Here is a 22,475-nt window from a genome sequence, read left to right as displayed (position 1 = left end):
GGTGGAGGTAAACGGGATCGAACCGATGACCTCTTGCATGCCATGCAAGCGCTCTCCCAGCTGAGCTATACCCCCACTTGATGCAGCTGGAAATACCTTCCCAAACTGCCCTTTGTCGACTTCATTCACACTGTGTATGTCGTCTTCATCAGAGACTCAAATTATAGACAGGTTTTTAGCCGTTTTGCAAACGAACGCGAATTTTTTCGCGTCCAAGCAATTCGAGCACCGCATCGACCGATGGCGTATGGGCCGTACCCACCGTCAGCACGCGCACGGGCATGGCCAGTTGGGGCATCTTCAGGCCGTGCGCAGCCAGCACCTGCTTGAACGCAGCGCTGATCGCCGCCTTGTTCCACTCACAGGTGGCCAGCGCTTCGGACAGCGCGGCGATGGCGGGCTTGATGGCATCGGTCACATGCTGGGCCAGCTCCGCCTCGTTGGGCGTCACGTCACCATAGAACACCTGGGCCCAGTCGGCTAAGGCCACGGTGGTGTCGCAGCGGTCCTTGAACAATGCGCAGATGCGCGGCAGGCGGCCATCGGCCAGGTCGGCTGCAGCCAGGCCGCGCTTTTGCAGCTGGGCCGAGACCAGGGCGGCCAGGGCCTCGTCGTCCATGGCCTTCAAGTGCTGGGCATTGACCCAGCGCAGCTTGGCCTCGTCGAACTGCGCGGCGCTGCGCCCCAGGTGGTCGAGGTTGAACCACTTGAGGAACTGCGCGCGGCTGAAGATCTCGTCGTCGCCGTGGCTCCAGCCCAGGCGGGCCAGGTAATTGACCATGGCGTCGGGCAGGTAGCCTTCATCGCGGTACTGCGTCACGGGCTTGGCGCCGTTGCGCTTGCTCATCTTCTCGCCCTGCTCGTTGAGCACGGTGGGCAGGTGAGCGTACACCGGGGGTTCCTTGCCCAGGGCACGGAAGATGTTGATCTGGCGCGGCGTGTTGTTCACATGGTCGTCGCCGCGGATCACGTGGGTGATGGCCATGTCGATATCGTCCACTACCACGCAGAAGTTGTAGGTGGGCGTACCGTCGGGGCGCGCGATCACCAGGTCGTCGAGTTCGTCGTTGCTGATCTCGATGCGGCCCTTGACCTTGTCGTCCCAGGCGACCACGCCGCCCTGCGGGTTCTTGAAGCGCAGCACGGGCTGCACGCCTTCGGGGATGGCCGGCAGGGTCTTGCCAGGCTCGGGGCGCCACGTGCCGTCGTAGCGCGGCTTTTCCTTGGCGGCCATCTGCTTTTCACGCAGGGCATCGAGTTCGGCGATGCTCATGTAGCAAGGGTAGACCAGGCCCGTGGCCTTGAGCTCTTCAAGCACGGAGCGGTAGCGGTCCATGCGCTGCATCTGGTAGAACGGGCCCTCGTCGGGCTGCATGCTCAGCCATTCCATGCTTTCCAGGATCACGTCCACCGCCACCTGGCTGGAGCGCTCCACATCGGTGTCCTCGATGCGCAGGATGAAGTCGCCGCCCATGGCACGCGCAAACGCCCAGGGGTACAGGGCCGAGCGGATGTTGCCCAGATGGATGAAGCCGGTGGGCGATGGCGCAAAGCGGGTGCGCACGCGGCCGGCGGGGGTGGAGGTGTTGTTCTGGTCGGTCATAGGTCTTGCTAGGTGGGCCGCCCTGCCCTGCTGGGGGCGAAGGCGGCATCAACGCCAATAATGATAAGTAGCCGGGCCACTGGCCGGCGTGTCGGCCCTGAAGCGGCATGGGCGCCCCGAATGAACGGCGCGCCCACGAATGCAACATGCCAGCCCTCGACAGGGCCGGCCTTTACGCGTCCTGCGCGTTGGGCAGGGCCAGGCGCGAGGTGTCTTCCTCGTTCTCTTCCACGCCCACGCGGCCTTCGTTCAGGCGTGCGATCTCGTCGGCCGTGATGTCACCCGTGACGTAGGTGCCATCGAAGCACGAGGCGTCGAAGCCGACGATGGCCTTGTTGAGTGAGCCCACGGCCTTCTTCATGCCATCCACGTCCTGGTAGATCAGCGCGTCGCAGCCGATGACCTGGCGGATTTCTTCCACCGTGCGGCCATGGGCCACCAGCTCGCTGCTGGTGGGCATGTCGATGCCGTACACGTTGGGGTAGCGCACGGGTGGCGCAGCGCTGGCCAGGTAAACGTTGCGGGCGCCGGCATCACGCGCCATCTGCACGATCTCGCGCGAGGTCGTGCCGCGCACGATGGAATCGTCCACCAGCAGCACGTTGCGGCCCTTGAACTCGCTGGCGATCACATTGAGCTTCTGGCGCACGGACTTCTTGCGCACGCCCTGGCCCGGCATGATGAAGGTGCGGCCCACGTAGCGGTTCTTCACGAAGCCTTCGCGGTACGGCACGCCCAGCAGGTGCGCCAGCTGCGTGGCGCTGGGACGGCTCGACTCGGGGATGGGAATGATCACGTCGATCTCGTTGGGCGGCACGGTGGAGACCACGCGCTTGGCCAGGGCCTCGCCCAGGTTCAGGCGGGCCTGGTAGACCGAGATGCCGTCCAGCACCGAGTCGGGGCGGGCCAGGTACACGAATTCGAAGATGCAGGGGTTGAGCTGCGGGTTGTCGGCGCACTGGGCCGAATGCACGGTGCCGTCGAGCGTGATGAAAACGGCTTCGCCGGGATCGATATTGCGCTCGAACACGTGCGAGGTGCCCTCCAGCGCCACCGACTCGCTGCCCACCATCACGGTGCCATCGGCGCCGCGGCCGATCGCAAGCGGGCGAATGCCATGCGGGTCGCGGAAGGCCAGCAGGCCATGGCCAGCGATCAGCGCGATCACGGCGTACGAGCCCTTGATGCGCTTGTGCACGGCGCGCACGGCCTTGAAGACATCGTCGGGGCTCAACGGCACGCCGGCCGTGGCGCGTTCCAGTTCGTGCGCGAACACGTTGAGCAGCACTTCCGAATCGCTCTCGGTGTTGGTGTGGCGGTGGTCGGTCTGGAACAGCTCCGTGCGCAGCGTCTGGGCATTGGTCAGGTTGCCGTTGTGCACCAGCACGATGCCGAAGGGCGCGTTCACGTAGAAAGGCTGGGCCTCTTCCTCGCTGTAGGCATTGCCGGCCGTGGGGTAGCGCACCTGGCCCAGGCCCACATTGCCCGGCAAGGCCCGCATGTTGCGCGTGCGGAACACGTCGCGCACCATGCCCTTGGCCTTGTGCATGAAGAACTTGCGGCCCTGCTGGGTCACGATGCCGGCGGCATCCTGGCCCCGGTGCTGCAGCAGCAGCAAGGCGTCATAGATCAACTGATTGACGGGCGTTGTACTGACGACGCCAACGATTCCACACATAGTTCGTTTCCATCCGTTTGCGGGAACATCCCCGCTACACACCAACAACAGCGGCTTCTGGCCACTGCGTATCACGAAGGCAAGTGCCTTGTAAATTCTTCCGGAAGCACCGGTTTCAACCCCTCCAGCACCTGGGCCAATACCGGCGCCCCCCGCGACTCCTGCCACCAGGCGGCTTCGTGCAGCGGCGTGAGCCGGGCCACCACGGCCACGGCCAGCAGCAGCACCAGCCCCCGCAGCACACCGAAGGCCGCCCCGAGCGTGCGGTCCACCGGGCGCAGGCCGATGGATTCCACCAGCTTCTTGGCCAGCCAGGCCAGAAAGCCCCACGCAAAGACCGCGCCGATGAACACCAGCGCGAACCCTGCGGCATAGCGCAGACTGCTTTCCGGCTCGCCCATGGGCAGCAGTGCGGCCACATCGCCGGCCAGCCACTGCGCCACAAAGAAGGCCACCACCCATCCCACCAGGGACATCACCTCGTACACCAGGCCGCGCCAAGCCCCCAGCAGCATGGAAGCCAGCAGCACGGCCACGAAAATCCAGTCCAGCGCCGCCATCAACGGCGCAGCAACCTGCTCCGGCATCAGAGCGTCAGCACCGAGGCCGAGAGTTCCAGCGCGCGGATCTTGCCGGCGGCCTTGTCCGCATCGGCCCGGTTGTTGAAGGGGCCCACGCGCACCCGGGTGCGCTTGCCATCCTTGGTATCCACCACCTGCACAAAGGTCTTGAGGCCGGAGCGCTCCACCTTGGTGCGCGCCTCGCGGGCCTTCTCGGCATCGGCAAAGGCGCCCACCTGCACGATGAAGCGGCTCTCTTCGGCACCGGCCGAGGCAGCGGCGGCCACGGCCGGTGCCGCCGTGCGGCCCTCCAGCAGGGCGCGGGCGCGGGCGGCCTCGTCGTTGGCGCGTGCTGGCGGGGCCCCAGGCGCTGGGGCTGGAACCGGCGTTGCCGCGGCGACCCGGGGCTCCGGCCTGGGTTCAGGTTTGTGCTCCGGCTTGGGCGCGGGATCGGGCTTGGGTGCGGCCGCCACCACGGGCGGCTTGGGCGCCGGCGCGGGTTTGGGGCTGGAGATGATCTCCTCGCCCTCGCTCAGGCCATTGCCGGCATTGCCCTGGCCCGCTGCCGTGCGGCCCATGGGCTGCGGTGCCGGCGCAGCCTGGCGCGCCACGGCCGCAGGCGCCGGCGCGGCCACAGGGGCCTGGGCAGCAGCCGGTGCGGGCGCAGGCACAACCACGGGCGCGGTCTTGTTGCGGTCCGGGATCTCGATGGGAATGTCCACCGCGATGGGGCGCGGCTGGGTATCGAACAGCAGCGGAAAGCCCACCACGCCCAGGGCCACCAGCACGGCGGCACCGATCAGGCGGTGGCGCGCACGCCGGCGCATCGCTTCGATGCTTTCGGCCGGGGGCGCCGCGCGCGAGCGCTTGGCAGCCGGCTTGTCGGCCGGTGCGGCGGATTCACTCTGACCGGGCCACCGAAACTTGAAAAATGCCATGGAGTTGCGACTCGTGCGGGGTGCTCACGCACCCAGATGTTTGGCGTGCAGGCGGGGGGTGCCGTTGATCAATACCCCGCCCACCGTGTAGAACGAGCCAAAGACCACGATTCTATCAGCCGGGGCTGCGGCAGCCACCGCAGCCTGCAGTGCCTGCTGGGGGTCTTGGTGCACGCTGGTGGCCACCTCGCGGCGCCCGCCAGCGACCATCTGCAGGGCGTTCCACTTCTGCTGCAGCGAGGCCCCGGTCTCCGCCCGCGGCGTGGGCAGGTTGGTGAAATACCAGCGGTCCACCAGCGTGCCCACCTTGGCGAGCATGGTCGCCAGGTCCTTGTCGGCCATGGCGCCGAACACCGCATGGGTGGTGGGGAAAAAGCCCATCGCATCGAGGTTGGCCGTGAGGGCCGCCACCGAATGCGGGTTGTGCGCCACGTCCAGCACCAGCGTGGGCTCGCCCGGCACGATCTGGAAGCGCCCGGGCAGCTCCACCATGGCCATGCCGGTGCGCACGGCCTGGGCCGTGACGGGAATGCGATCGCGCAGCGCCTCGAACGCCGCCAGCACGCCAGCGGCGTTCACCAACTGGTTGGCGCCGCGCAGCGAGGGGTAGGCCAGGCCGGCATAGCGGCGGCCGCGCCCGGCCCAGCTCCACTGCTGTTTGTCGCCCGAGACATTGAAATCCCGGCCCGACAGCCACAGGTCGGCCCCGATGGCCGCGGCATGGTCCACCACGCTCTGCGGCGCCATGGGGTCGCTCACGATTGCCGGACGTCCGGCGCGCATGATGCCGGCCTTCTCGCGGCCGATGCTTTCGCGGTCCTTGCCCAGGAATTCGGTGTGGTCGATGTCGATGCTGGTGATGATGGCGCAATCGGCATCGATGATGTTGGTGGCATCGAGCCGCCCGCCCAGGCCCACCTCCAGGATCGCCAGGTCCAGGCGCGATTGGCTCATGAGGCGCAGGATGGCCAGGGTGCTGAATTCGAAATAGGTCAGCGAGATCGCCTCGCCACCCTGCACGCGGGCGGCCTCCACGGCCGCGAAGTGCGACACCAGGTCGGCGGCAGCCACGATCTCGCCGTGCACGCGGCAGCGTTCTTCAAAATGCACCAGGTGGGGCGAGGTGTACACGCCCGTGCGGTAGCCGGACTGCAGGCCCACGGCCTCCAGCATGGCGCAGGTGGAGCCCTTGCCATTGGTGCCCGCCACGGTGATCACCGGGCAGTCGAAGCGCAGCGCCATGCGCCGGGCCACTTCGCTGACCCGCTCCAGGCCCATGTCGATGTTGTGCGGATGCAGGCGCTCGCAATGCTGCAGCCAGCCGTCCAGGGTGTCGATATTATTCGTGTCCATACTGCCCGCGATTGTCGCCGAGCCTGCGGTTGCACACCTCCTGAATCCGTATTACCCATGACAAGCCCCAGCACCATCACCCTCTACGGCATCCCTAACTGCGACACCGTGAAGAAAGCCCGCACCTGGTTCACCGACCAGGGCCTGGACTACGTGTTCCACGATTTCAAGAAACAGGGCGTCCCGGCGGACCGCCTGCCCGGCTGGCTGGCCGCCGTGGGCCGGGACAGGCTGGTCAACCGCCAGGGCACGACCTGGCGCAAGCTCGACGCGGACACCCAGGCCGCCGTCCAGGACGATGCCAGCGCCAGCGCCCTGCTGCAGGCCCAGCCCAGCGTGGTCAAGCGTCCCGTGGTGGAGTGGAATGCGGGCGGCAGCACCCGGATTTCGGTCGGTTTTGCACCCGAAACCTGGAACGAATGGCGAAACAGCGGCTCCAACCCCTGAGATCACCGGGATCCCACCGCTGGAAACCGGAGATATTGCACAAATCTTTACGCAGTTTTACGGCCTGCCCACCCGGTTTTGACCCGCCAGGCCTAAACTTTTCAACAGTCTGGTGCGTTATGTACCGACCTGAAAGGAGTTTCTCCATGAAAAAGATCGCCATTTTTTCCGCCATGGTTGCCGTCGCCACCCTGGCCACCGCCCAGGAACAGGGCCGCGTGCTCTCGTCCACCCCCATCGTCCAGCAGGTGGCCGTGCCCCAGCAGGTGTGCAACAACGAAACCGTGTACAGCGGCAACCGCACCTCGGGCGGCGGCGCCGTGCTGGGCGCCATCGCCGGCGGTGCCGTGGGCAACCAGATCGGCAAGGGCAGCGGCCGGGCCGCCGCCACGGCATTGGGCGTGATCGGTGGCGCCGTGCTGGGCAACAACATCGAAGGCGGCCAGCCGCAGTACGAAAACGTGCAGCGCTGCCACAACCAGACCTACTACGAGAACCGCACCGTGGGCTACAACGTGGTCTACGAGTACGCGGGCCGCCAGTACACCACGCGCACGCAGTACGACCCGGGCCGCTGGATCCCCGTGAGCGTGCAACCCGGCCAGACCTACTCCACGGAGCCCGCCTACCAGCAGGGCTATGCCCAGCCTGGCGTGGTCACCTCGACCTACCCGGCACCCACGTATGTGACGCCCCCGGTCACGGTGATCGAGTACGGCTACGACCGCTCCTACCACCACCCGCGCAATCCCTACTGGCGCTAAGAGCCGCGGGGCTCGGGCGGGCAGCCCAGGCAGCCGGTGGCATGCGCACGCTGCCGGCCCAGTGACCATTGCCGTTGACGGCTGCCCGCCTCCATGCGTCCAGTCTTCAAAGAGCCCTTCGGGGCTCTTTTTTTTGCCCGGCGCGGCAGCGCCGATACGCTGGCCTAAAATCAGGGGTTTCCCTCTAACCAACGCGCATCCATGACCACCGAAAAAATCGACGGCGTGTCCGTCACCACCCAGGCCAATGTGTACTTTGACGGCAAGTGCGTGAGCCACAACATCACCTTCCCCGATGGCACGAAGAAGTCGGTGGGCGTGGTGCTGCCCGCCTCGCTGACCTTCAACACCGGCGCGCCCGAGATCATGGAATGCGTGGGCGGCGAGTGCGAGTACAAGCTCGACGGCACCGACACCTGGGTCAAGTCCGGCGCGGGCGAGAAATTCAGCGTGCCCGGCAACTCCAAGTTCGAGATCCGCGTGGCCAGCGCCTACCACTACATCTGCCACTTCGGCTGAGCCCTGAGAAAGTCCTGACCGCCATGGCCACCATCCTCCAGAACCTGCCCGTCAACCAGAAGGTCGGCATCGCCTTCTCCGGCGGCCTCGACACCAGCGCCGCACTGCGCTGGATGAAGAACAAGGGCGCCGTGCCCTACGCCTACACGGCCAACCTGGGCCAGCCCGACGAGCCCGACTACGACGCAATCCCCAAGAAGGCCATGGAGTACGGCGCCGAGAAGGCCCGCCTGGTGGACTGCCGCACGCAGCTGGCGCACGAAGGCATTGCCGCCCTGCAGGCCGGCGCCTTCCACATCAGCACCGCCGGCATCACCTACTTCAACACCACGCCGCTGGGCCGCGCCGTCACGGGCACCATGCTCGTGGCCGCCATGAAGGAAGACGACGTCCACATCTGGGGCGACGGCTCGACCTTCAAGGGCAACGACATCGAGCGCTTCTACCGCTACGGCCTGCTCACCAACCCCTCGCTCAAGATCTACAAGCCCTGGCTGGACCAGTTGTTCATCGACGAGCTGGGCGGCCGCGCCGAGATGTCGGCCTTCATGACCAAGGAAGGCTTCGGCTACAAGATGAGCGCCGAGAAGGCCTACAGCACCGACAGCAACATGCTGGGTGCCACGCACGAAGCCAAGGACCTGGAGTTCCTGAACAGCGGCATCCGCATCGTCAACCCCATCATGGGCGTGGCGTTCTGGAAGGACGACGTGCAGGTGAAGGCCGAGGAAGTCTCGGTGCGCTTCGAGGAAGGCCAGCCCGTGGCCATCAACGGCGTGGAGTTCAGCGACCCCGTGGCCCTGATCATGGAAGCCAACCGCATCGGTGGCCGCCATGGCCTGGGCATGAGCGACCAGATCGAGAACCGCATCATCGAGGCCAAGAGTCGCGGCATCTACGAGGCCCCCGGCCTGGCGCTGCTGCACATCGCCTACGAGCGCCTGGTGACCGGCATCCACAACGAGGACACGATCGAGCAGTACCGCATGAATGGCCTGAAGCTCGGCCGCCTGCTCTACCAGGGCCGCTGGTTCGACCCGCAGGCCATCATGCTGCGCGAAACCGCCCAGCGCTGGGTGGCCCGCGCCATCACCGGCACGGTGACCGTGGAACTGCGCCGCGGCAACGACTATTCGCTGCTCAACACCGAATCGCCCAACCTGACCTACGCGCCCGAGCGCCTGAGCATGGAAAAGGTGGAAGACGCGCCGTTCTCGCCTGCCGACCGCATCGGCCAGCTGACCATGCGCAACCTGGACATCGTGGACACGCGCGCCAAGCTGGGCGTGTACTCGCGCGCCGGCCTGCTGTCGCTGGGTGGCAATGCTGCGCTGGCCCAACTGAACGACGAGCGCAGCGAATAACCCCCGCAGCGCTTCGACAGGAGAGCCACCCTCGGGTGGCTTTTCTTTTTCAGGGCGGCTACACGACCACGGGCTCGGGCTCCAGCCGGATGCCGAAGCGCTCGTACACACTGGTCTGGATGGCCTTGGCCAGGGTCATGACTTCGCCGCCGGTGACGCTCTGCTCGCCACGGCCGCGGTTGACCAGCACCAGGGCCTGCTTTTCATAGACACCCGCCTTGCCGATGGACTTGCCCTTCCAGCCGCAGGCGTCGATGAGCCAGCCGGCGGCCAGCTTGATGCTGCCGTCGGGCATGGGGTAGTGCACGATCTTGGGGTCGCGCGCGATGATGTCGGCACACTGCTCGGGCGAGACCGTGGGGTTCTTGAAGAAGCTGCCGGCATTGCCCACCACGGCCGGGTCGGGCAGCTTGTTCCTGCGGATGTCACAGACCCAGTCGAAGATCTGCCGGGGGCTGGGTTCTGCCACGCCGGCCTCGGCGCGGCGCCGCTCCAGGTCCAGGTAGCCCAGCACCGGCTTCCACGGGCGTGGCAGGCGAAAGCGCACATGCGTGATCACCGCACGCCCGGCCAGGCCCATGCCGCGCGGCAGGCCACCGGCCACCACGGGCTGCGAGGGTACATGCTTGAACACCGAGTCGCGGTAGCCGAAGGCGCACTGCGCGGCATCGAGCGTGAAACGCTCGCCCGTGGCCAGGTCGATGGCATCCAGCGAGTCAAAGCGGTCCTGCAGTTCCACGCCATAGGCGCCGATGTTCTGCACCGGCGATGCGCCCACGGTACCGGGGATCATCGCCAGGTTTTCCAGGCCCGGGTAGCCCTGCTCCAACGTCCAGGTCACGCAGTCGTGCCAGACTTCGCCAGCGCCGGCCTCGACGATGAAGGCCCGGGGGGTTTCCTCGACCAGGCGCAGGCCCTTGATCTCCATCTTGAGCACTACGGGGCGCACATCGCCGGTCAGGATGATGTTGCTGCCGCCGCCCAACACGAAGACCGGGCCGCCAGACAGTTCTTTATCGGCCAGGAAGGCCGCAATATCATCGGCAGCATGCACGCGCACCAGGGTCTGGGCGCGCGCCGCAATGCCGAAGGTATTGCAGGGCTGCAAAGGGACGTTTTTCTCGACTACCATTGGCCCGATTGTCGCACCCACGCCTGCGGGCATTGGGGCGAAACCCGTATTCCCGAGATAGATAGACAGAGAGCCACCACCATGCCATCTTTTGATACCGTCTGCGAAGCCAACCTGGTCGAAGTGAAAAACGGCGTAGAAAACACCGCCAAGGAGATCGGAACCCGCTTCGATTTCAAGGGCACCTCCGCCAGCATCGAGATCAAGGACAAGGAGATCACGCTGATCGGCGACGCCGACTTCCAGCTCACCCAGATCGAGGACGTGCTGCGCAACAAGCTCACCAAGCGCAACGTGGACGTGCGCTTCCTCGACATGGGCGATGTGCAGAAGATGGGCGGCGACAAGGTCAAGCAGGTCATCAAGGTCAAGAATGGCATCGAGAGCGAACTGGCCAAGAAGATCCAGAAGCTGCTGAAGGAAAGCAAGCTCAAGGTGCAGGCCGCCATCCAGGAGGACAAGGTGCGCGTGACCGGCGCCAAGCGCGACGACCTGCAGGCCGCCATGGCGCTGATCCGCAAGGACGTGACGGACACGCCGCTGTCCTTCGACAACTTCCGCGACTGAAGCGCCCTGACCATGCGCCCACTGCGTTCCGTCCTCTCCTTCGCCGCTGCCGCCTGCCTTGCCTGGCCACTCGCGGCGCAGTCGTCCGGCAAGTCCATCGCCCTGGCCGGCATGCTGGGGAGCAAGGCCCTGCTCGTGGTCGATGGAGGGGAGCCACGCGCCGTAGGCCCCGGGGAGACGCACCAGGGCGTGAAGGTGCTGTCCGTGACCCGCGACGAGGCCACTGTGGAAGTCCAGGGCGCCCGCCGTCAGCTGCGGCTGGGTGAATCGCCCGTCGCGCTCGGATCCAGCGGCAGCGGCAAGCGCATCGTCCTCATGGCCGACAACCAGGGGCATTTCATCAACACCGGCACCATCAACGGCAAGCCCATGAAGTACATGGTCGACACCGGCGCATCGGTGGTCGCCATCGGCAAGCCCGATGCAGACCGCATGGGCATCAAGGTCGACGACAACCAGAAGGTGGTCATGAGCACGGCCAACGGCTCGGCCGTTGGCTGGCGTGTGCGCCTCAATTCCGTGCGCCTGGGAGACGTGGAAGTGCTGGGCGTGATGGCAGTCATCACACCCGAGGGCATGCCCTTCGTGCTGCTGGGCAACAGCTTTCTGACCCAGTTCCAGATGACCCGCAACAACGACCAGATGGTGCTGGAGAAGCGCCACTGAACACCCAGGCACGACGCACGCACCACCATGAACGCCATCGCCCTGCCCAGCAACAGCCCGCCCGAAGGCGAGTACGAAGACCTGCTCGGCCTGTGGTCGGACCTGGAGTCGGGCCTGTCGGTGCTGTTGTCCAAGCCGCTGCAGGTGCAGGACTTTCCGGGCAAGGTGCGCAGCTTCGACCTGTGGTTGCAGGAACTGGTGGCGCATGACATCGATGCGGCGCTGTACCTCATGTTCCAGCTCGCTGCCACCTCGTCGGTGGGCTACAGCGCGGCGCACGCGCTGGTCTGCGGCACCCTGTGCCACATCATGGCGCAGGACCTGCGCCTGGAGCCCGGCGAGCGCGACAGCCTGGTGCGCGCCGCGCTCACCATGAACATCGGCATGACCGCTCTGCAGGACGAGCTGGCCGAGCAGCGCGAACGCCCCAGCAGCGCCCAGCAGGAAGCCATCCGCAGCCACCCCGAGGAGAGCCAGGCGCTGCTGGAGCGCCTGTTCGTGAACGACCAGCTGTGGCTGGACGTCGTGGGCCAGCACCATACCAACATGGCCGACCAGGTCCCCCTGGCCCAGCAAGATCCCCCGGACCGCCTGACGCGCATCCTGGGCACCATCGACCGCTACGCGGCCATGATCAGCCCGCGCAAGTCACGCGCGGGGCGCAGCGCCACCGATTCGGTGCGCGCCATCGTGGGCCAGGAGGTGGACCAGCGCGACGAGGTGAGCTACACGCTCGTGCGTTCCATCGGCCTGTGCCCGCCGGGCACCTTCGTGCGCCTGGACAACGGCGAGGTGGCCATCGTGCTGCGCCGCAGCGAAAAGGCCAACTACCCCCTGGTGGCCAGCCTGCTCGACCCGGTGGGCCAGCAGCAGAACCTGCCCAACCTGTACCAGACGGCCAGCGGCAAGCCGCGCATCCAGTCGGCCATGGCCCGCTCTGCCGTCAAGGTGGAGCTCAACCACCGCACCATGGTGCGCCTGGGCCTGTATGCGGCACAGCGCATCTCGGGCATGCGTTCACTTATCACTGCGCCCGCAGCGCTCGGGGCGCGCTGATACCAGCGGTCAATGGGCCAGCCCGGGGGCTCAGCCCTTCGCTCCCTTGGCCTTGGCCGTCTTGCTGCCCCCCAGGCGCGACTCCTTGCCTTCGAGCAGGCGCTTGATGTTCTCCTTGTGGCGCCAGGCCAATAGCAGGCCCATCACCACGATGGCGGCGGCAATGCGGTTGTCGGCATTCCAGACCGCGCCATCGGCCAGCAGGTAGTACATGGGCGCGAACAAGGCCGCCGCGAGCGAAGCCAGCGACGAGTAGCGGAAAAAGAAGGCGATGATCACCCAGGTAAGCGCCGCGGCCAGGCCCAGCCAGACGCTCACCCCCAGCAGCACACCGAGCGCCGTGGCCACGCCCTTGCCGCCTTCGAAGCGGAAGAACACCGGCCACAGGTGCCCCAGGAAGGCCGCCAGCCCCACCAGGGCCATGGTGCCCTCTTCCATCCCATAGGGCTTGCCGAACCAGGCCACCAATGCCACGGGCAGCCAGCCCTTCACCGCGTCCAGCAGCAGGGTGACGATGGCTGCCACCTTGCTGCCCGAGCGCAGCACATTGGTGGCGCCGGGGTTCTTGCTGCCATAGGTGCGCGGGTCGCGCATGCCCATGGCGCGCGTCACGATCACGGCAAACGACAGCGAGCCGAGCAGATACGCAGCCACGGTGGCAATCAGGGGGTACACGGCGTTCAAGACAGTTCCTTTGGATGGGGCGGGTACTCGCAGGTACCCAGGCCCGCTATTCTGCCAGCGCGCAGTGCACCGTCCGGGCTCCGAGCAGCTGCACGCAGACCTGGGGGTCGATCTGCACCAGGAAGCCGCGCCGCCCGCCATTGATGGCGATGCGCGGCAACTCGAGGATGCTGCCCTCGATGTAGACCGGCATCTCGCGCCGCGTGCCAAAGGGCGAAGTGCCGCCCACCAGGTAGCCGCTGTGGCGGTTGGCGACCTCGGGCGCGCAGGGCTCGACCGACTTGGCACCGATCTGGCGCGCCAGGTTCTTGGTCGAAACCTTGCGGTTGCCGTGCATCAGCACGATCAGGGGCTTGGCGTTCTGGTCCTGCATCACCAGGGTCTTGACCACGGTGAAAGGGTCGAGCCCCAGCACCTCGGCGCTGTGCAGGGCACCGCCATGCTCCAGGTATTCATAGGGGTGCTCGGTGAAGGCCACCTTGCGGGCCTTGAGCAACTGGGTGGCAGGGGTTTCGGAGACGTGTTCTTTCTTGGCCATGGCGCACCGATGGTACCCATTCAGGAGGTGACCCGCTTGCGCCGCCCCACCTTGCGCTTGCCGTACTGCCCGATGGCGGCCACCAGCACGCCAGTGAATTCCTGCACCAGCGCCGGCTGCACGCGCCCGTCGAGCGCCAGCACCTGCAGGCGGCGCTGCTGCAACTGGACGTCTTCGAACGGGCGGGCCGCGAGCACGCCCTCCTCCACCCAGCGCGCGGCCGTGAGGTAGCTGGCCAGCGCCACGTCGCGCGGCCCCAGCAGCGGCAGCAGGGCCGATGAAAAATTGCTCACCACGGCCGGCGTGTAGCGCAGGCCCTGCAGCGTGCACGACAGGTCGAACAATTGGCGCCCGGTGATGCCGGCCGTGCCCAGCAGCAGCGGGTAGCGCACCACATCGGCCACGCTCACGCTGCGCTGCTGCGCGAGCGGATGGCCGGCCACAGTGATCGCGAACACCGGCGCGATGGCCGAGTGCAGCACCGCCAGGCCCTTCTCGGGCGCCACGCTGTACTTGAGGGCCAGATCCGCATCGCCGCGCAGCACCTGCGCGGACACCTCTTCGGGCACGCCCACATGCAATTGCAGCTCCACCTCGGGGTGCATTTCGCGGAACTGGGCCATCACCAGGGGCATGAAGCCGGCCGCAAACCCCTCCGTGCAGGCCAGCCGCACGCGCCGCGCCTCCTGCTCGGCCAGGCCCTGCAGTTGCTCCACCAATTGGGCGGACTCCTGCGCATGCGCACCCGCATGGGCCAGCAGGCGTTCACCCGCCGTCGTCAGGCGCATGCCACGCGTCTGGCGTTCGAACAGCACCACGCCCAGCGAATCCTCCAGCTTGGCGAGCTGCCGGCTCACGGCCGATGCCGCCACATGCAGGCGCTGTGCGGCCTGGTTGACCGAACCGGTGCGCGCCACTTCCAGAAAGTAGCGCAGGGGCAAGCTCAGCAGGGACAGGGGCATGGGTGGGCTTTTCCATTGCCTTTAAGGCAATGCCTTGGTGCTAATTCTCTATCGATAGCAATGGTAAACCAGCATCGATCTTGCGTGCATCGAGGCTCCAATCAACCCATCGCCCTGCCGCTGCGCCCGCCCTTGTGCTGCGCAGCCCGGCGCCCTACCCTGGAGCCCCCATGACACAACGCCTTCGAGTTCCCTTGCTGATGGTCGCCCTCGCCGCCGCCTGCGGCCTGGCCCATGCGCAGAGCGCCACCGCCGCCAAGGACGCCTGGCCCGACCCCGGCCAGAGCGTGCGCCTGGTCGTGCCCTTCCCACCCGGCGGCGGCACCGACGCCGTGGCCCGCGCCCTGGGCCAGAAGCTCGGCACGCGCCTGGGCACACCCGTGGTGGTGGACAACAAGCCCGGTGCCTCCACCATCATCGGCACCGAGGCCGTGGTACGTGCCAAGGCCGACGGCTACACGCTGCTGGTGTCGGGCTCCACCAGCTATTCGGTCAACCCGGCGCTGCGCGCCAAGCTACCCTACGACCCGGCCGCCGATCTGGTGCCCGTGGCCACCGTGGCGCGCGCGCCGCTGGTCATGGTGGTGAGCGCCAATGCGCCCTACAAGGACCTCAACGCCCTGGTCGCCGCCGCCAAGGCCGCGCCCAAGACCATCCACTACGCCACCTTCGGCTCGGGCTCAGGCCCGCACCTGGCCGGGGCGCTGCTGGAGCAGGCCGCCGGCATCCAGCTGCAGGACGTGCCCTACCGCGGCAGCAGCCAATCGCTGATGGCACTGATCGGCGGCGAGATCCAGCTGGGCATCGACACCGTGGCGGCCGCCGCCCCGCAGATCCGCGCCGGCAAGCTGCGCGCCCTGGCCATTGCGGGCAAGGCGCGTTCGACCATGCTGCCGGGCGTGCCCACGGTCGAAGAACTCAAGCTGCCCGCCGCCGCATTCGATGCCTGGTATGCGATTGCCGCACCGGCGCGCACGCCGCAACCCGTGATACGCCGGCTCGTGACCGAGGTGGAGGCCGTCACGCGCGACCCCGCGATCCAGGAGCAGATGCGCGCCCAGGGCATGGAGCCCGTGCACCTGGGCCCCGTGGCCACGCGGACCGTGATCGACGAGGAAATCGTGCGCTACCGCGCCCTGGCCCACCGCGCCAAGATCATTGTGGAGTGAAGACAATATGACAACGACGACGATGAACCGTGAGCAACTGCTCGCCAGCGTGCACCAGCACTTCGATGCCGGCCGCTTCGAAGCCGACCTGCGCCGCCGCGTGGCCTGGCGCACCGAGAGCGACACCGGCCAGCCCGGCGCCCCGGCCCTGCGCCAGTACCTGGCCGAAGAGATCGTGCCCGGCCTCGAACCCCTGGGCTTTGCCTGCGAGGTGCTGGACAACCCCGACCCACGCGGCGGCCCGGTGCTGCTGGCGCGCCGCGTGGAGTCGCCCGAGCTGCCCACGGTGCTGACCTACGGCCACGGCGACGTGGTCAACGGCCAGGACGCCAACTGGCGCGAAGGCCTGTCGCCCTGGGAACTGAAGATCGAGGGCGAGCGCTGGTACGGCCGCGGCACGGCCGACAACAAGGGCCAGCACACGGTGGTGCTCACGGCCCTGGCCCAGGCCATCGCCGCGCGCCAGGGGCGCCTGGGCTACAACGTGACCCTGCTCATGGAAATGGGCGAAGAGGCCGGCTCACCGGGCCTGGCCGCCTTCTGCCAGCAGCAGCGCGAGGCCCTGCGCGCCGACCTCTTCATCGCCAGCGATGGCCCGCGCGTGAATGCGGCGCGGCCCACGCTGTTCCTGGGTTCGCGCGGCGCCATCAACTTTTCGCTCAAGGTAAACAGCCGGCCCAAGGCCTACCACTCGGGCAACTGGGGCGGCGTGCTGTCCAACCCGGCCACGGTGCTGGCCCATGCAGTGGCCAGCATGGTGGACGACCATGGCCGCATGCTGGTGCCCGGCCTGCTGCCCCCGCCCCTGCCCGAGAAGCTGCGCACCGCCATGAAGGACGTGGTGATCGGCGGCGGCGCCGACGACCCGGCCCTGACCCCGGGCTGGGGCGAGCCCGGCCTGACACCAGGCGAGCAACTGGTGGGCTGGAACACACTGGAAGTGCTGGCACTGGGCGCGGGCTCGCCCGCACGGCCCGTCAACGCCATTCCCTCCAGTGCCATGGCGCACTGCCAATTGCGCTTCGTGGTGGGCACGGACTGGCGCAACCTGAAGGACACCGTGCGCGCGCACCTCGATGCACACGGCTTTGCCGAGGTGGAGATCGAGCTGGGCATGCAGTGCGGCGCCACGCGCCTGGACCTGCACAACCCCTGGGTGGACTGGGCGCTGGCCTCGATGCAGCACAGCGCGGGCGCACCCGCCACCTTGCTGCCCAACCTGGCAGGCTCGTTGCCCAACGACATCTTTGCCGACGACCTGAACCTGCCCACGCTGTGGGTACCCCATTCGTACCCGGCCTGCGCCCAGCACGCGCCCAACGAGCACCTGCTGGCCAGCGTGGCCCGCGAAGGCCTGGCCGTGATGGCTGGCCTGTTCTGGGACCTGGGCGAGCCCGCGGGCGTGCCGTGGAAGGAAGGCGCGCTGGCCGCCGAAGCCAGCGCAGCCTGAAGACCTGGTGACGGCCGGGCCGTCACCCGTCCGTCACAGCGCCGGGTCGCGCAATTCGTGGCGGATGGCGTCGATGGCCTTGAGCACCTCGGGCGATAGCGTCGTGCCCCAGGCGTTCAGGTCCTCGTCGAGCTGCGCCACCGAGGTCACGCCGATGATGGTGCTGGCCACCTGCCACTTGGTGTAGCAGAAGGCCAGCGCCAGTTGCGTGGGCGTGAGGCCATTGGCGCGCGCCAGCGCGTTGTAGCGGCGCGCAGCCTCCAGCGACTCGGGACGGCCCCAGCGCTGCTTGCGCACCGATTCGTACGAGGAGATGCGCGCACCCTTGGGGGCATCAGGGCCGGTGGTGCCGCTCTCGTCGTACTTGCCGGTCAGCAGGCCGAAGGCCAGGGGTGAGTAGGCCAGGAGCGACACGTTCAGGCGGTGGCAGGTCTCGTCCAGCCCGTTTTCCCAGGTGCGGTTGACCAGGCAGTACGGGTTCTGCACCGTGGCCACGCGCGGCAGGCCATGCTGCTCGGCCAGGCGCACGAATTCGTGCACGCCATAGGGCGTCTCGTTCGACAGGCCGATATAGCGCACCTTGCCCGCCTTGACCAGGCCGGCCAGTGCCTCGAGCTGCTCATGGATGGGGGTCTGCGAGGTTTCCTTGGCCGGGTCATAGTACATGGCGCCGAAGGCCGGCACATGGCGCTCGGGCCAGTGGATCTGGTAGAGATCGATCACATCGGTCTGCAGGCGGCGCAGGCTGCCTTCGCACGATGCCACGATGTCGGCAGGCGCCATGCCCTTGCCTTCGCGCACCCAGGGCATGCCGCGCGAAGGGCCGGCCACCTTGGTGGCCACCACCAGCTTTTCACGCGCGCCGGGGTTCTTGGCGAACCAGTTGCCGATGATGGTCTCGGTGGCGCCGAAGGTCTCGGCCTTGGCGGGCACGGAGTACATCTCGGCGGTGTCGATGAAGTTCACGCCCCCTGCCAGCGAGCGGGCAAGGATGTCGTGGGAATCGGATGCGTTGACCTGTTCACCAAAGGTCATGGTGCCCAGGCAAATGGGGGTGACGTGCAGATCGCTCTGGCCGAGCTGGATGGTTTTCATGCGGACTCCGTTGGCAAGCCGCGCAGTTTACGGGTTGCCAGCAAACTCTGCTGGCATGAGCTTCTGCCGCCGCCGAATAAGGACGGGTCTTACCCGGAGAGCCCCCACACCGTGCGCAGCAGCTGCAGCGTGGCCACGGTGGCCGGGTCGTGCTCGGCCGCGCGGGGGTAGATGAAGCTCAGCAGCGCCCCGACCCGGGCATGGGGCCAGATCACCACCTCGCCACGCTCGCTGGCGGGCAGGGCCACGTCCTCGCGCAGCAGCGACAGGCCCACGCCGGCGCGCACCAGGCTTTGCGGCAGCGAAACCTCGTCGGACTCGATCACCTGGTGCGGCGTGAGCCCCTGGCGCGCAAACATGTCGCGCATCAGCGTCTGCACATGGTGCAGCGGCGGCGCACCGATCCAGGGCATGGCCGCAATGTCGCGCCAGCCCGCATGCAGCACCTGCGCCGCCTGGCTGGCCGGCCCGGCAATGCGGTAATGGATGGTCTGCAAGGCCAGCCCGGCCACCTCGCGCGGGATGCTGGGGCCGATGTAGAAGGCGCCCTGCAGCAGGCCGGCCGCGACCTGCTCACGCAACTCCTCGGCCGCGCCATTGCGCGTGCGGATCTCCAGGAGCGGCAGGCTGCGCACCAGGGCACCCAGCAGCGAGCCCAGGCGCAAGGTGTCGGGGTCGGCCACGGTGCCCAGGGTCAGCGTGCCCGTGACCTCGCCCTGCAGATCGCGCGCCTTGCCCAGCAGGTGGCCGGCGGCTGTGAGCACTGTCTCGGCCTCGGGCAACAGGGTTTCACCGGCCCGGGTCAGGCTGATGCGGCCGGGCCGCCGGTCGAACAGGGCCACGCCCAGTTCCTCTTCCAGCGCCTTGATCTGGGCGGTGATGGCCGGCTGCGTCAGGTGCAGGGCCTCGGCCGTGCGCGTCACATTGCCCAGCTTGGCCGCCGTGACGAAGGCACGCAGTTGGTAGATCTCCATGCCGGTCAGGCCACGGAGAAGAAGCCAAGGAAGGGGGTTTCAATCATCACGCTGCATTGTGGCGTGGTCAGCGATCAAGAAAGCGCACCTGTGTGGGCTCGATGCCCAGGCGCACCTCGGCGCCCGGCGCGAACATGGCCAGGCCCGCATAGTGCGGCTGGTCGGTGACCAGGGCCACCTCACCCACGCGCACCCGGTAGCGCGAGAACTCGCCCAGGAACTCGGCGCTCTCCACCCGCCCGCTCAGCCACAGGCGCGAGGCATCGACCTGCTCGTCGCGCACGCGGATGCTCACCTGGTGCGGGCGAAATGCCAGCGCCGCCGCCCCCACGGCCGGCGGCTCGGTCGGCCGGGGCAGCGTGAGTTGGCCCAGGCCCTGCACGCTGAAGACCAGCGTCTCGCCGCCCACCGACACCACCTCGCCTTCGAGCAGGTTGGCCGTGCCCACGAAGCCCGCCACAAAACGGTTGACAGGAAAGTCGTAGAGCCCCGTCGCGGCCCCCACCTGCTGCAGGATGCCCTTGTCCAGCACGGCCATGCGGTCGGCCGTGGTCATGGCCTCCTCCTGGTCGTGCGTGACGAAGATGGTGGTCAGGCCCAGCTTGCGCTGCAGGTTCTTGAGCTCCTCGCGCATCTGCACGCGCAGCTGCTTGTCCAGGTTGGACAGGGGCTCGTCCAGCAGCAAGAGCTTGGGCTCGATCACCACCGTGCGCGCCAGTGCCACGCGCTGCTGCTGGCCGCCCGAAAGCTGCCCGGGTCGGCGCTGCGCATAGTCGGCCAGACCCACCAGCTCCAGCACGGCGCCCACCTTGCGGCGGATGGCGTCCCGGGTCTCGCGCCGCTCCACCAGGCCGAAGGCCACGTTGTCCCACACCGTCATGTGCGGCCACAGCGCGTAGTTCTGGAACACCATGCCGACGTTGCGCGCGTGCGGCGGCGTGCCGGTGATGTCCTGCCCGTCCACCAGCAGCTCACCGCGCTGGTGCTGGTTGAAGCCCGCGATCAGCCGCAGCAGGGTGGACTTGCCCGAGCCCGAAGGGCCGAGCAGCGCGAAGAACTCGCCGGGCTCGATGCGCAGGTTCACGTCGCGCAGCACCTCGGTGCTGCCATAGCTCAGGCTGATGTGCCGGGCTTCGAGAGAGACTTTGTTCAGATGCATGGAATGCTCACCCCTGTTTGGCCTGCACCGTGGTGCGCGAACGCTCCACGAAGCGGTGCGAGAAATACGTGCCCAACCCCACCACCAGCACAGCCAGCACGCCCAGTGCGGCCCCCGGCCCGCGGCCCGAGATGCTTTGCATGTACAGGTAGATGCCGTAGCTCATGGGTGCCTGGCTCTGGGCCGAGGCCAGCAAGATGGTGGCCGACAGCTCCACCGCCGCCGTGATGAAGCTGGTGACGAAGCCCGCGAGGATGCCGCCCATCATCAGCGGCACCATCACGCGGCGGATGGTGGACAGGCGCGATGCCCCCAGGCTCTGCGCCGCCTCTTCCAGCGACACATGCACCTGCTGCAGCGCTGCCATGCACGAGCGCAGCGCATACGGCAGGCGCCGCACCGCATAGGCCAGCATGATGAGCACCCAGGTGGTGACCACCGGCGTGTCGGTGAACGGCAGGTTCACGCCCTTGAACATGCGCAGGTAGCCGATGGCCAGCACCAGGCCCGGGATGGCCAGCGCAGCCGAGGCCAGGTAGTCGAGCCAGCGGCGTGCCGGCAGCTGGGTGCGCAGGATCAGGTAGGCAATGGAGGTGCCGATCACCACGTCCAGCCCCGCCGCGATGAAGCAGTAGAGCAGCGTGTTGCCGATCATCTGCTTGGAGTCGGTGAACACCGTGGCGTAGTGCTCCAGCGTGTAGGCATCGGGCAGCACCGAGAAGCTCCACACCTTGGAGAACGACATCAGCAGAATGCCGATGTGCGGCGCCAGCGTGACCAGCAGGATGAGCCCTATCCAGCCATAGGCCAGCACCGACTCCCAGGTGGACAGGCGCCGGCGCTGCAGCGAGCTGCCGCCCTTTTGCAGGGTGGCGTAGTCCTTGCCCTTCATCACGCGCGCCGCCATCCACAGCGCCAGGATCGAGAAGCCGATCATGATCACGCTGATCACATACCCGAGCGGGTCGTCGATGCCCACCGAGGTGATGCGCAGGTAGGCCTGGGGCGCGAGCATGTTGGTCACGCCCATCACCAGCGGCGTGCCCAGGTCGTCGAACACCTTCACGAAGACCAGGGCCGCACCCGCCAGGTAGCCCGGCATGGCCAGCGGAAAGATCACGCGGCGAAACAGCCGCCAGCCACGCGCCCCCAGGTTCAGGGCCGACTCTTCCATGGCCCCGTCGATGTTGCGCATGGCGGCCACCAAGTTCAGCAAGATGAACGGAAAGTAGTGGATGCTCTCGACGAAGGTCACGCCCACCAGCCCGTCCATGATGGGCACGGCGAAGCCCAGGTACTCGTTGAGCAGCAGGTTCACCGAGCCGTTGCGCCCGAAGATCAGCTGCAGCGCCACCGCACCGACAAAGGGCGGCATGATCAGCGGCAGCACGCCCAGGGTCTGGATCAAGAGCGCCCCGCGGAACTCGAAGCGCACCGTGAGGTAGGCCAGCGGCACGGCGATCAGGCTCGCGAAGAACACGCTGGCCAGCGACACCACCAGGCTGTTGAAGAAGGACTCCCGGAACACCGACTGTTCGAAGAAGTTGGCGAAGTGCCCGATGGTGAGCGCACCGGTCTCGTTGATGAAGGCGGTGTAGACCACCAGCCCCACGGGGATCAGCAGGAACAGCGCGAGAAAGGCCAGGATCAGCCCGAAGGCGAGCCAGGGCCCCACGCCCGAGAGGGCATGCAGCAGGCGGCGCGGGCGGGCCGCACCGGGCCCGGCGGCGCCGGGATCGGAAAAGACAGCGGACATGGCGGGACTTCCCGGCGCCCGCAAGGGGCGCCCTTGGGTGA

At 67.4% G+C, this 22,475-nt stretch carries 22 protein-coding genes and 1 tRNA gene; 9 read left to right on the top strand and 14 right to left on the bottom strand.

All coding sequences use genetic code 11. The annotated features are described in order from the left end of the window. Positions 1-2: 2 nt before the first annotated feature. The 6 genes from AC3WOH_RS12875 to folC form a co-directional block, all read right to left on the bottom strand. Positions 3-75 (bottom strand) — tRNA-Ala (locus tag AC3WOH_RS12875). A gap of 100 nt (positions 76-175) precedes the next feature. Then, positions 176-1,603, bottom strand: a complete 1,428-nt coding sequence (gltX, locus tag AC3WOH_RS12870) for a glutamate--tRNA ligase (RefSeq protein ID WP_492229717.1) — start codon at positions 1,601-1,603, stop codon at positions 176-178. Positions 1,604-1,775: 172 nt separating this feature from the next. Further along, complete coding sequence (gene purF, locus AC3WOH_RS12865) at positions 1,776-3,281, bottom strand: amidophosphoribosyltransferase (protein ID WP_492229716.1); 1,506 nt, start codon at positions 3,279-3,281, stop codon at positions 1,776-1,778. Between the two features lie 71 nt (positions 3,282-3,352). Next, positions 3,353-3,841, bottom strand: a complete 489-nt coding sequence (locus AC3WOH_RS12860) for a CvpA family protein (protein ID WP_492229783.1) — start codon at positions 3,839-3,841, stop codon at positions 3,353-3,355. Positions 3,842-3,867: 26 nt separating this feature from the next. Then, entirely contained in the window at positions 3,868-4,779 is a 912-nt protein-coding gene (locus AC3WOH_RS12855; RefSeq protein ID WP_492229715.1) for an SPOR domain-containing protein, read from the bottom strand. A gap of 24 nt (positions 4,780-4,803) precedes the next feature. Further along, positions 4,804-6,132 carry a bifunctional tetrahydrofolate synthase/dihydrofolate synthase gene (folC, locus tag AC3WOH_RS12850; RefSeq protein WP_492229713.1) on the bottom strand — a complete coding sequence of 443 codons (1,329 nt, stop codon included), beginning with the start codon at positions 6,130-6,132 and terminating at the stop codon, positions 4,804-4,806. A gap of 57 nt (positions 6,133-6,189) precedes the next feature. Here folC and AC3WOH_RS12845 point away from each other — a divergent pair, with 57 nt between their 5' ends. The 4 genes from AC3WOH_RS12845 (at position 6,190) to argG (ending at position 9,226) form a co-directional block, all read left to right on the top strand. Further along, a complete protein-coding gene (locus AC3WOH_RS12845) occupies positions 6,190-6,579 on the top strand; it encodes an arsenate reductase (RefSeq protein ID WP_492229712.1) in 390 nt (129 codons plus the stop codon). 146 nt (positions 6,580-6,725) lie between these two features. Beyond that, positions 6,726-7,343, top strand: coding sequence for a glycine zipper 2TM domain-containing protein (locus tag AC3WOH_RS12840; RefSeq protein WP_184860928.1), 618 nt, complete (start codon positions 6,726-6,728; stop codon positions 7,341-7,343). A 201-nt stretch (positions 7,344-7,544) separates the two neighbouring features. Further along, on the top strand, positions 7,545-7,862 hold the full coding sequence (ppnP, locus tag AC3WOH_RS12835; protein ID WP_184860930.1) for a pyrimidine/purine nucleoside phosphorylase: 318 nt from the start codon (positions 7,545-7,547) through the stop codon (positions 7,860-7,862). 23 nt (positions 7,863-7,885) lie between these two features. After that, positions 7,886-9,226, top strand: coding sequence for an argininosuccinate synthase (argG, locus tag AC3WOH_RS12830; protein ID WP_492229711.1), 1,341 nt, complete (start codon positions 7,886-7,888; stop codon positions 9,224-9,226). A 58-nt stretch (positions 9,227-9,284) separates the two neighbouring features. Here the strand turns inward: argG and murB are convergent, their stop codons facing one another. Further along, positions 9,285-10,358, bottom strand: coding sequence for a UDP-N-acetylmuramate dehydrogenase (gene murB, locus AC3WOH_RS12825; protein ID WP_492229709.1), 1,074 nt, complete (start codon positions 10,356-10,358; stop codon positions 9,285-9,287). Positions 10,359-10,439: 81 nt separating this feature from the next. On the opposite strand from murB, the gene AC3WOH_RS12820 reads away from it, so the two are divergent. From AC3WOH_RS12820 to AC3WOH_RS12810, 3 genes are read left to right on the top strand one after another with little or no spacing between them, the layout of a single operon-like run. Next, a complete protein-coding gene (locus AC3WOH_RS12820; RefSeq protein ID WP_492229708.1) occupies positions 10,440-10,925 on the top strand; it encodes a YajQ family cyclic di-GMP-binding protein in 486 nt (161 codons plus the stop codon). Between the two features lie 12 nt (positions 10,926-10,937). Further along, positions 10,938-11,591, top strand: a complete 654-nt coding sequence (locus AC3WOH_RS12815; protein ID WP_492229706.1) for a retropepsin-like aspartic protease family protein — start codon at positions 10,938-10,940, stop codon at positions 11,589-11,591. Between the two features lie 27 nt (positions 11,592-11,618). Further along, on the top strand, positions 11,619-12,647 hold the full coding sequence (locus AC3WOH_RS12810; protein WP_492229705.1) for an HD-GYP domain-containing protein: 1,029 nt from the start codon (positions 11,619-11,621) through the stop codon (positions 12,645-12,647). Positions 12,648-12,677: 30 nt separating this feature from the next. Here the strand turns inward: AC3WOH_RS12810 and plsY are convergent, their stop codons facing one another. Genes plsY through AC3WOH_RS12795 form a run of 3 tightly spaced genes read right to left on the bottom strand, consistent with a single transcriptional unit; the run spans position 12,678 to position 14,831 of the window. After that, positions 12,678-13,331, bottom strand: a complete 654-nt coding sequence (gene plsY, locus AC3WOH_RS12805) for a glycerol-3-phosphate 1-O-acyltransferase PlsY (protein ID WP_492229704.1) — start codon at positions 13,329-13,331, stop codon at positions 12,678-12,680. A 46-nt stretch (positions 13,332-13,377) separates the two neighbouring features. Continuing rightward, positions 13,378-13,869: an aminoacyl-tRNA deacylase gene (locus AC3WOH_RS12800; RefSeq protein ID WP_492229703.1), complete on the bottom strand. Its 492-nt coding sequence runs from the start codon at positions 13,867-13,869 to the stop codon at positions 13,378-13,380. 20 nt (positions 13,870-13,889) lie between these two features. After that, entirely contained in the window at positions 13,890-14,831 is a 942-nt protein-coding gene (locus AC3WOH_RS12795) for a LysR family transcriptional regulator (RefSeq protein WP_492229702.1), read from the bottom strand. Between the two features lie 170 nt (positions 14,832-15,001). Between AC3WOH_RS12795 and AC3WOH_RS12790 the strand changes: the two genes are divergently transcribed. Further along, positions 15,002-16,000, top strand: a complete 999-nt coding sequence (locus AC3WOH_RS12790; RefSeq protein WP_492229701.1) for a Bug family tripartite tricarboxylate transporter substrate binding protein — start codon at positions 15,002-15,004, stop codon at positions 15,998-16,000. 22 nt (positions 16,001-16,022) lie between these two features. Beyond that, entirely contained in the window at positions 16,023-17,450 is a 1,428-nt protein-coding gene (locus AC3WOH_RS12785; protein ID WP_492229782.1) for a M20 family metallopeptidase, read from the top strand. Between the two features lie 33 nt (positions 17,451-17,483). Here the strand turns inward: AC3WOH_RS12785 and AC3WOH_RS12780 are convergent, their stop codons facing one another. The 4 genes from AC3WOH_RS12780 to AC3WOH_RS12765 form a co-directional block, all read right to left on the bottom strand. Continuing rightward, a complete protein-coding gene (locus tag AC3WOH_RS12780) occupies positions 17,484-18,545 on the bottom strand; it encodes an aldo/keto reductase (RefSeq protein ID WP_492229700.1) in 1,062 nt (353 codons plus the stop codon). An 89-nt stretch (positions 18,546-18,634) separates the two neighbouring features. Further along, on the bottom strand, positions 18,635-19,519 hold the full coding sequence (locus tag AC3WOH_RS12775) for a LysR family transcriptional regulator (RefSeq protein ID WP_492229699.1): 885 nt from the start codon (positions 19,517-19,519) through the stop codon (positions 18,635-18,637). A 67-nt stretch (positions 19,520-19,586) separates the two neighbouring features. Then, on the bottom strand, positions 19,587-20,672 hold the full coding sequence (locus AC3WOH_RS12770) for an ABC transporter ATP-binding protein (protein ID WP_492229781.1): 1,086 nt from the start codon (positions 20,670-20,672) through the stop codon (positions 19,587-19,589). Positions 20,673-20,685: 13 nt separating this feature from the next. Further along, on the bottom strand, positions 20,686-22,434 hold the full coding sequence (locus AC3WOH_RS12765) for an ABC transporter permease (protein WP_492229698.1): 1,749 nt from the start codon (positions 22,432-22,434) through the stop codon (positions 20,686-20,688). Between the last annotated feature and the right edge of the window lie 41 nt (positions 22,435-22,475).

This window comes from Acidovorax sp. FW305-C-20-28 (assembly GCF_058783375.1).
The sequence above is the reverse complement of the archived record's forward strand: the minus strand, read 5'-3'. Positions and strand labels throughout refer to the sequence as shown.

Excerpts from the sequence above, each read along its gene's own strand:
- gltX (WP_492229717.1), bottom strand. The coding sequence starts at position 1,603 with ATGACCGACCAGAACAACACCTCCACCCCCGCCGGCCGCGTGCGCACC.
- purF (WP_492229716.1), bottom strand. The coding sequence starts at position 3,281 with ATGTGTGGAATCGTTGGCGTCGTCAGTACAACGCCCGTCAATCAGTTG.
- AC3WOH_RS12860 (WP_492229783.1), bottom strand. The coding sequence starts at position 3,841 with ATGGCGGCGCTGGACTGGATTTTCGTGGCCGTGCTGCTGGCTTCCATG.
- AC3WOH_RS12855 (WP_492229715.1), bottom strand. The coding sequence starts at position 4,779 with ATGGCATTTTTCAAGTTTCGGTGGCCCGGTCAGAGTGAATCCGCCGCA.
- folC (WP_492229713.1), bottom strand. The coding sequence starts at position 6,132 with ATGGACACGAATAATATCGACACCCTGGACGGCTGGCTGCAGCATTGC.
- AC3WOH_RS12845 (WP_492229712.1), top strand. The coding sequence starts at position 6,190 with ATGACAAGCCCCAGCACCATCACCCTCTACGGCATCCCTAACTGCGAC.
- AC3WOH_RS12840 (WP_184860928.1), top strand. The coding sequence starts at position 6,726 with ATGAAAAAGATCGCCATTTTTTCCGCCATGGTTGCCGTCGCCACCCTG.
- ppnP (WP_184860930.1), top strand. The coding sequence starts at position 7,545 with ATGACCACCGAAAAAATCGACGGCGTGTCCGTCACCACCCAGGCCAAT.
- argG (WP_492229711.1), top strand. The coding sequence starts at position 7,886 with ATGGCCACCATCCTCCAGAACCTGCCCGTCAACCAGAAGGTCGGCATC.
- murB (WP_492229709.1), bottom strand. The coding sequence starts at position 10,358 with ATGGTAGTCGAGAAAAACGTCCCTTTGCAGCCCTGCAATACCTTCGGC.
- AC3WOH_RS12820 (WP_492229708.1), top strand. The coding sequence starts at position 10,440 with ATGCCATCTTTTGATACCGTCTGCGAAGCCAACCTGGTCGAAGTGAAA.
- AC3WOH_RS12815 (WP_492229706.1), top strand. The coding sequence starts at position 10,938 with ATGCGCCCACTGCGTTCCGTCCTCTCCTTCGCCGCTGCCGCCTGCCTT.
- AC3WOH_RS12810 (WP_492229705.1), top strand. The coding sequence starts at position 11,619 with ATGAACGCCATCGCCCTGCCCAGCAACAGCCCGCCCGAAGGCGAGTAC.
- AC3WOH_RS12800 (WP_492229703.1), bottom strand. The coding sequence starts at position 13,869 with ATGGCCAAGAAAGAACACGTCTCCGAAACCCCTGCCACCCAGTTGCTC.
- AC3WOH_RS12795 (WP_492229702.1), bottom strand. The coding sequence starts at position 14,831 with ATGCCCCTGTCCCTGCTGAGCTTGCCCCTGCGCTACTTTCTGGAAGTG.
- AC3WOH_RS12790 (WP_492229701.1), top strand. The coding sequence starts at position 15,002 with ATGACACAACGCCTTCGAGTTCCCTTGCTGATGGTCGCCCTCGCCGCC.
- AC3WOH_RS12785 (WP_492229782.1), top strand. The coding sequence starts at position 16,023 with ATGAACCGTGAGCAACTGCTCGCCAGCGTGCACCAGCACTTCGATGCC.
- AC3WOH_RS12780 (WP_492229700.1), bottom strand. The coding sequence starts at position 18,545 with ATGAAAACCATCCAGCTCGGCCAGAGCGATCTGCACGTCACCCCCATT.
- AC3WOH_RS12775 (WP_492229699.1), bottom strand. The coding sequence starts at position 19,519 with ATGGAGATCTACCAACTGCGTGCCTTCGTCACGGCGGCCAAGCTGGGC.
- AC3WOH_RS12765 (WP_492229698.1), bottom strand. The coding sequence starts at position 22,434 with ATGTCCGCTGTCTTTTCCGATCCCGGCGCCGCCGGGCCCGGTGCGGCC.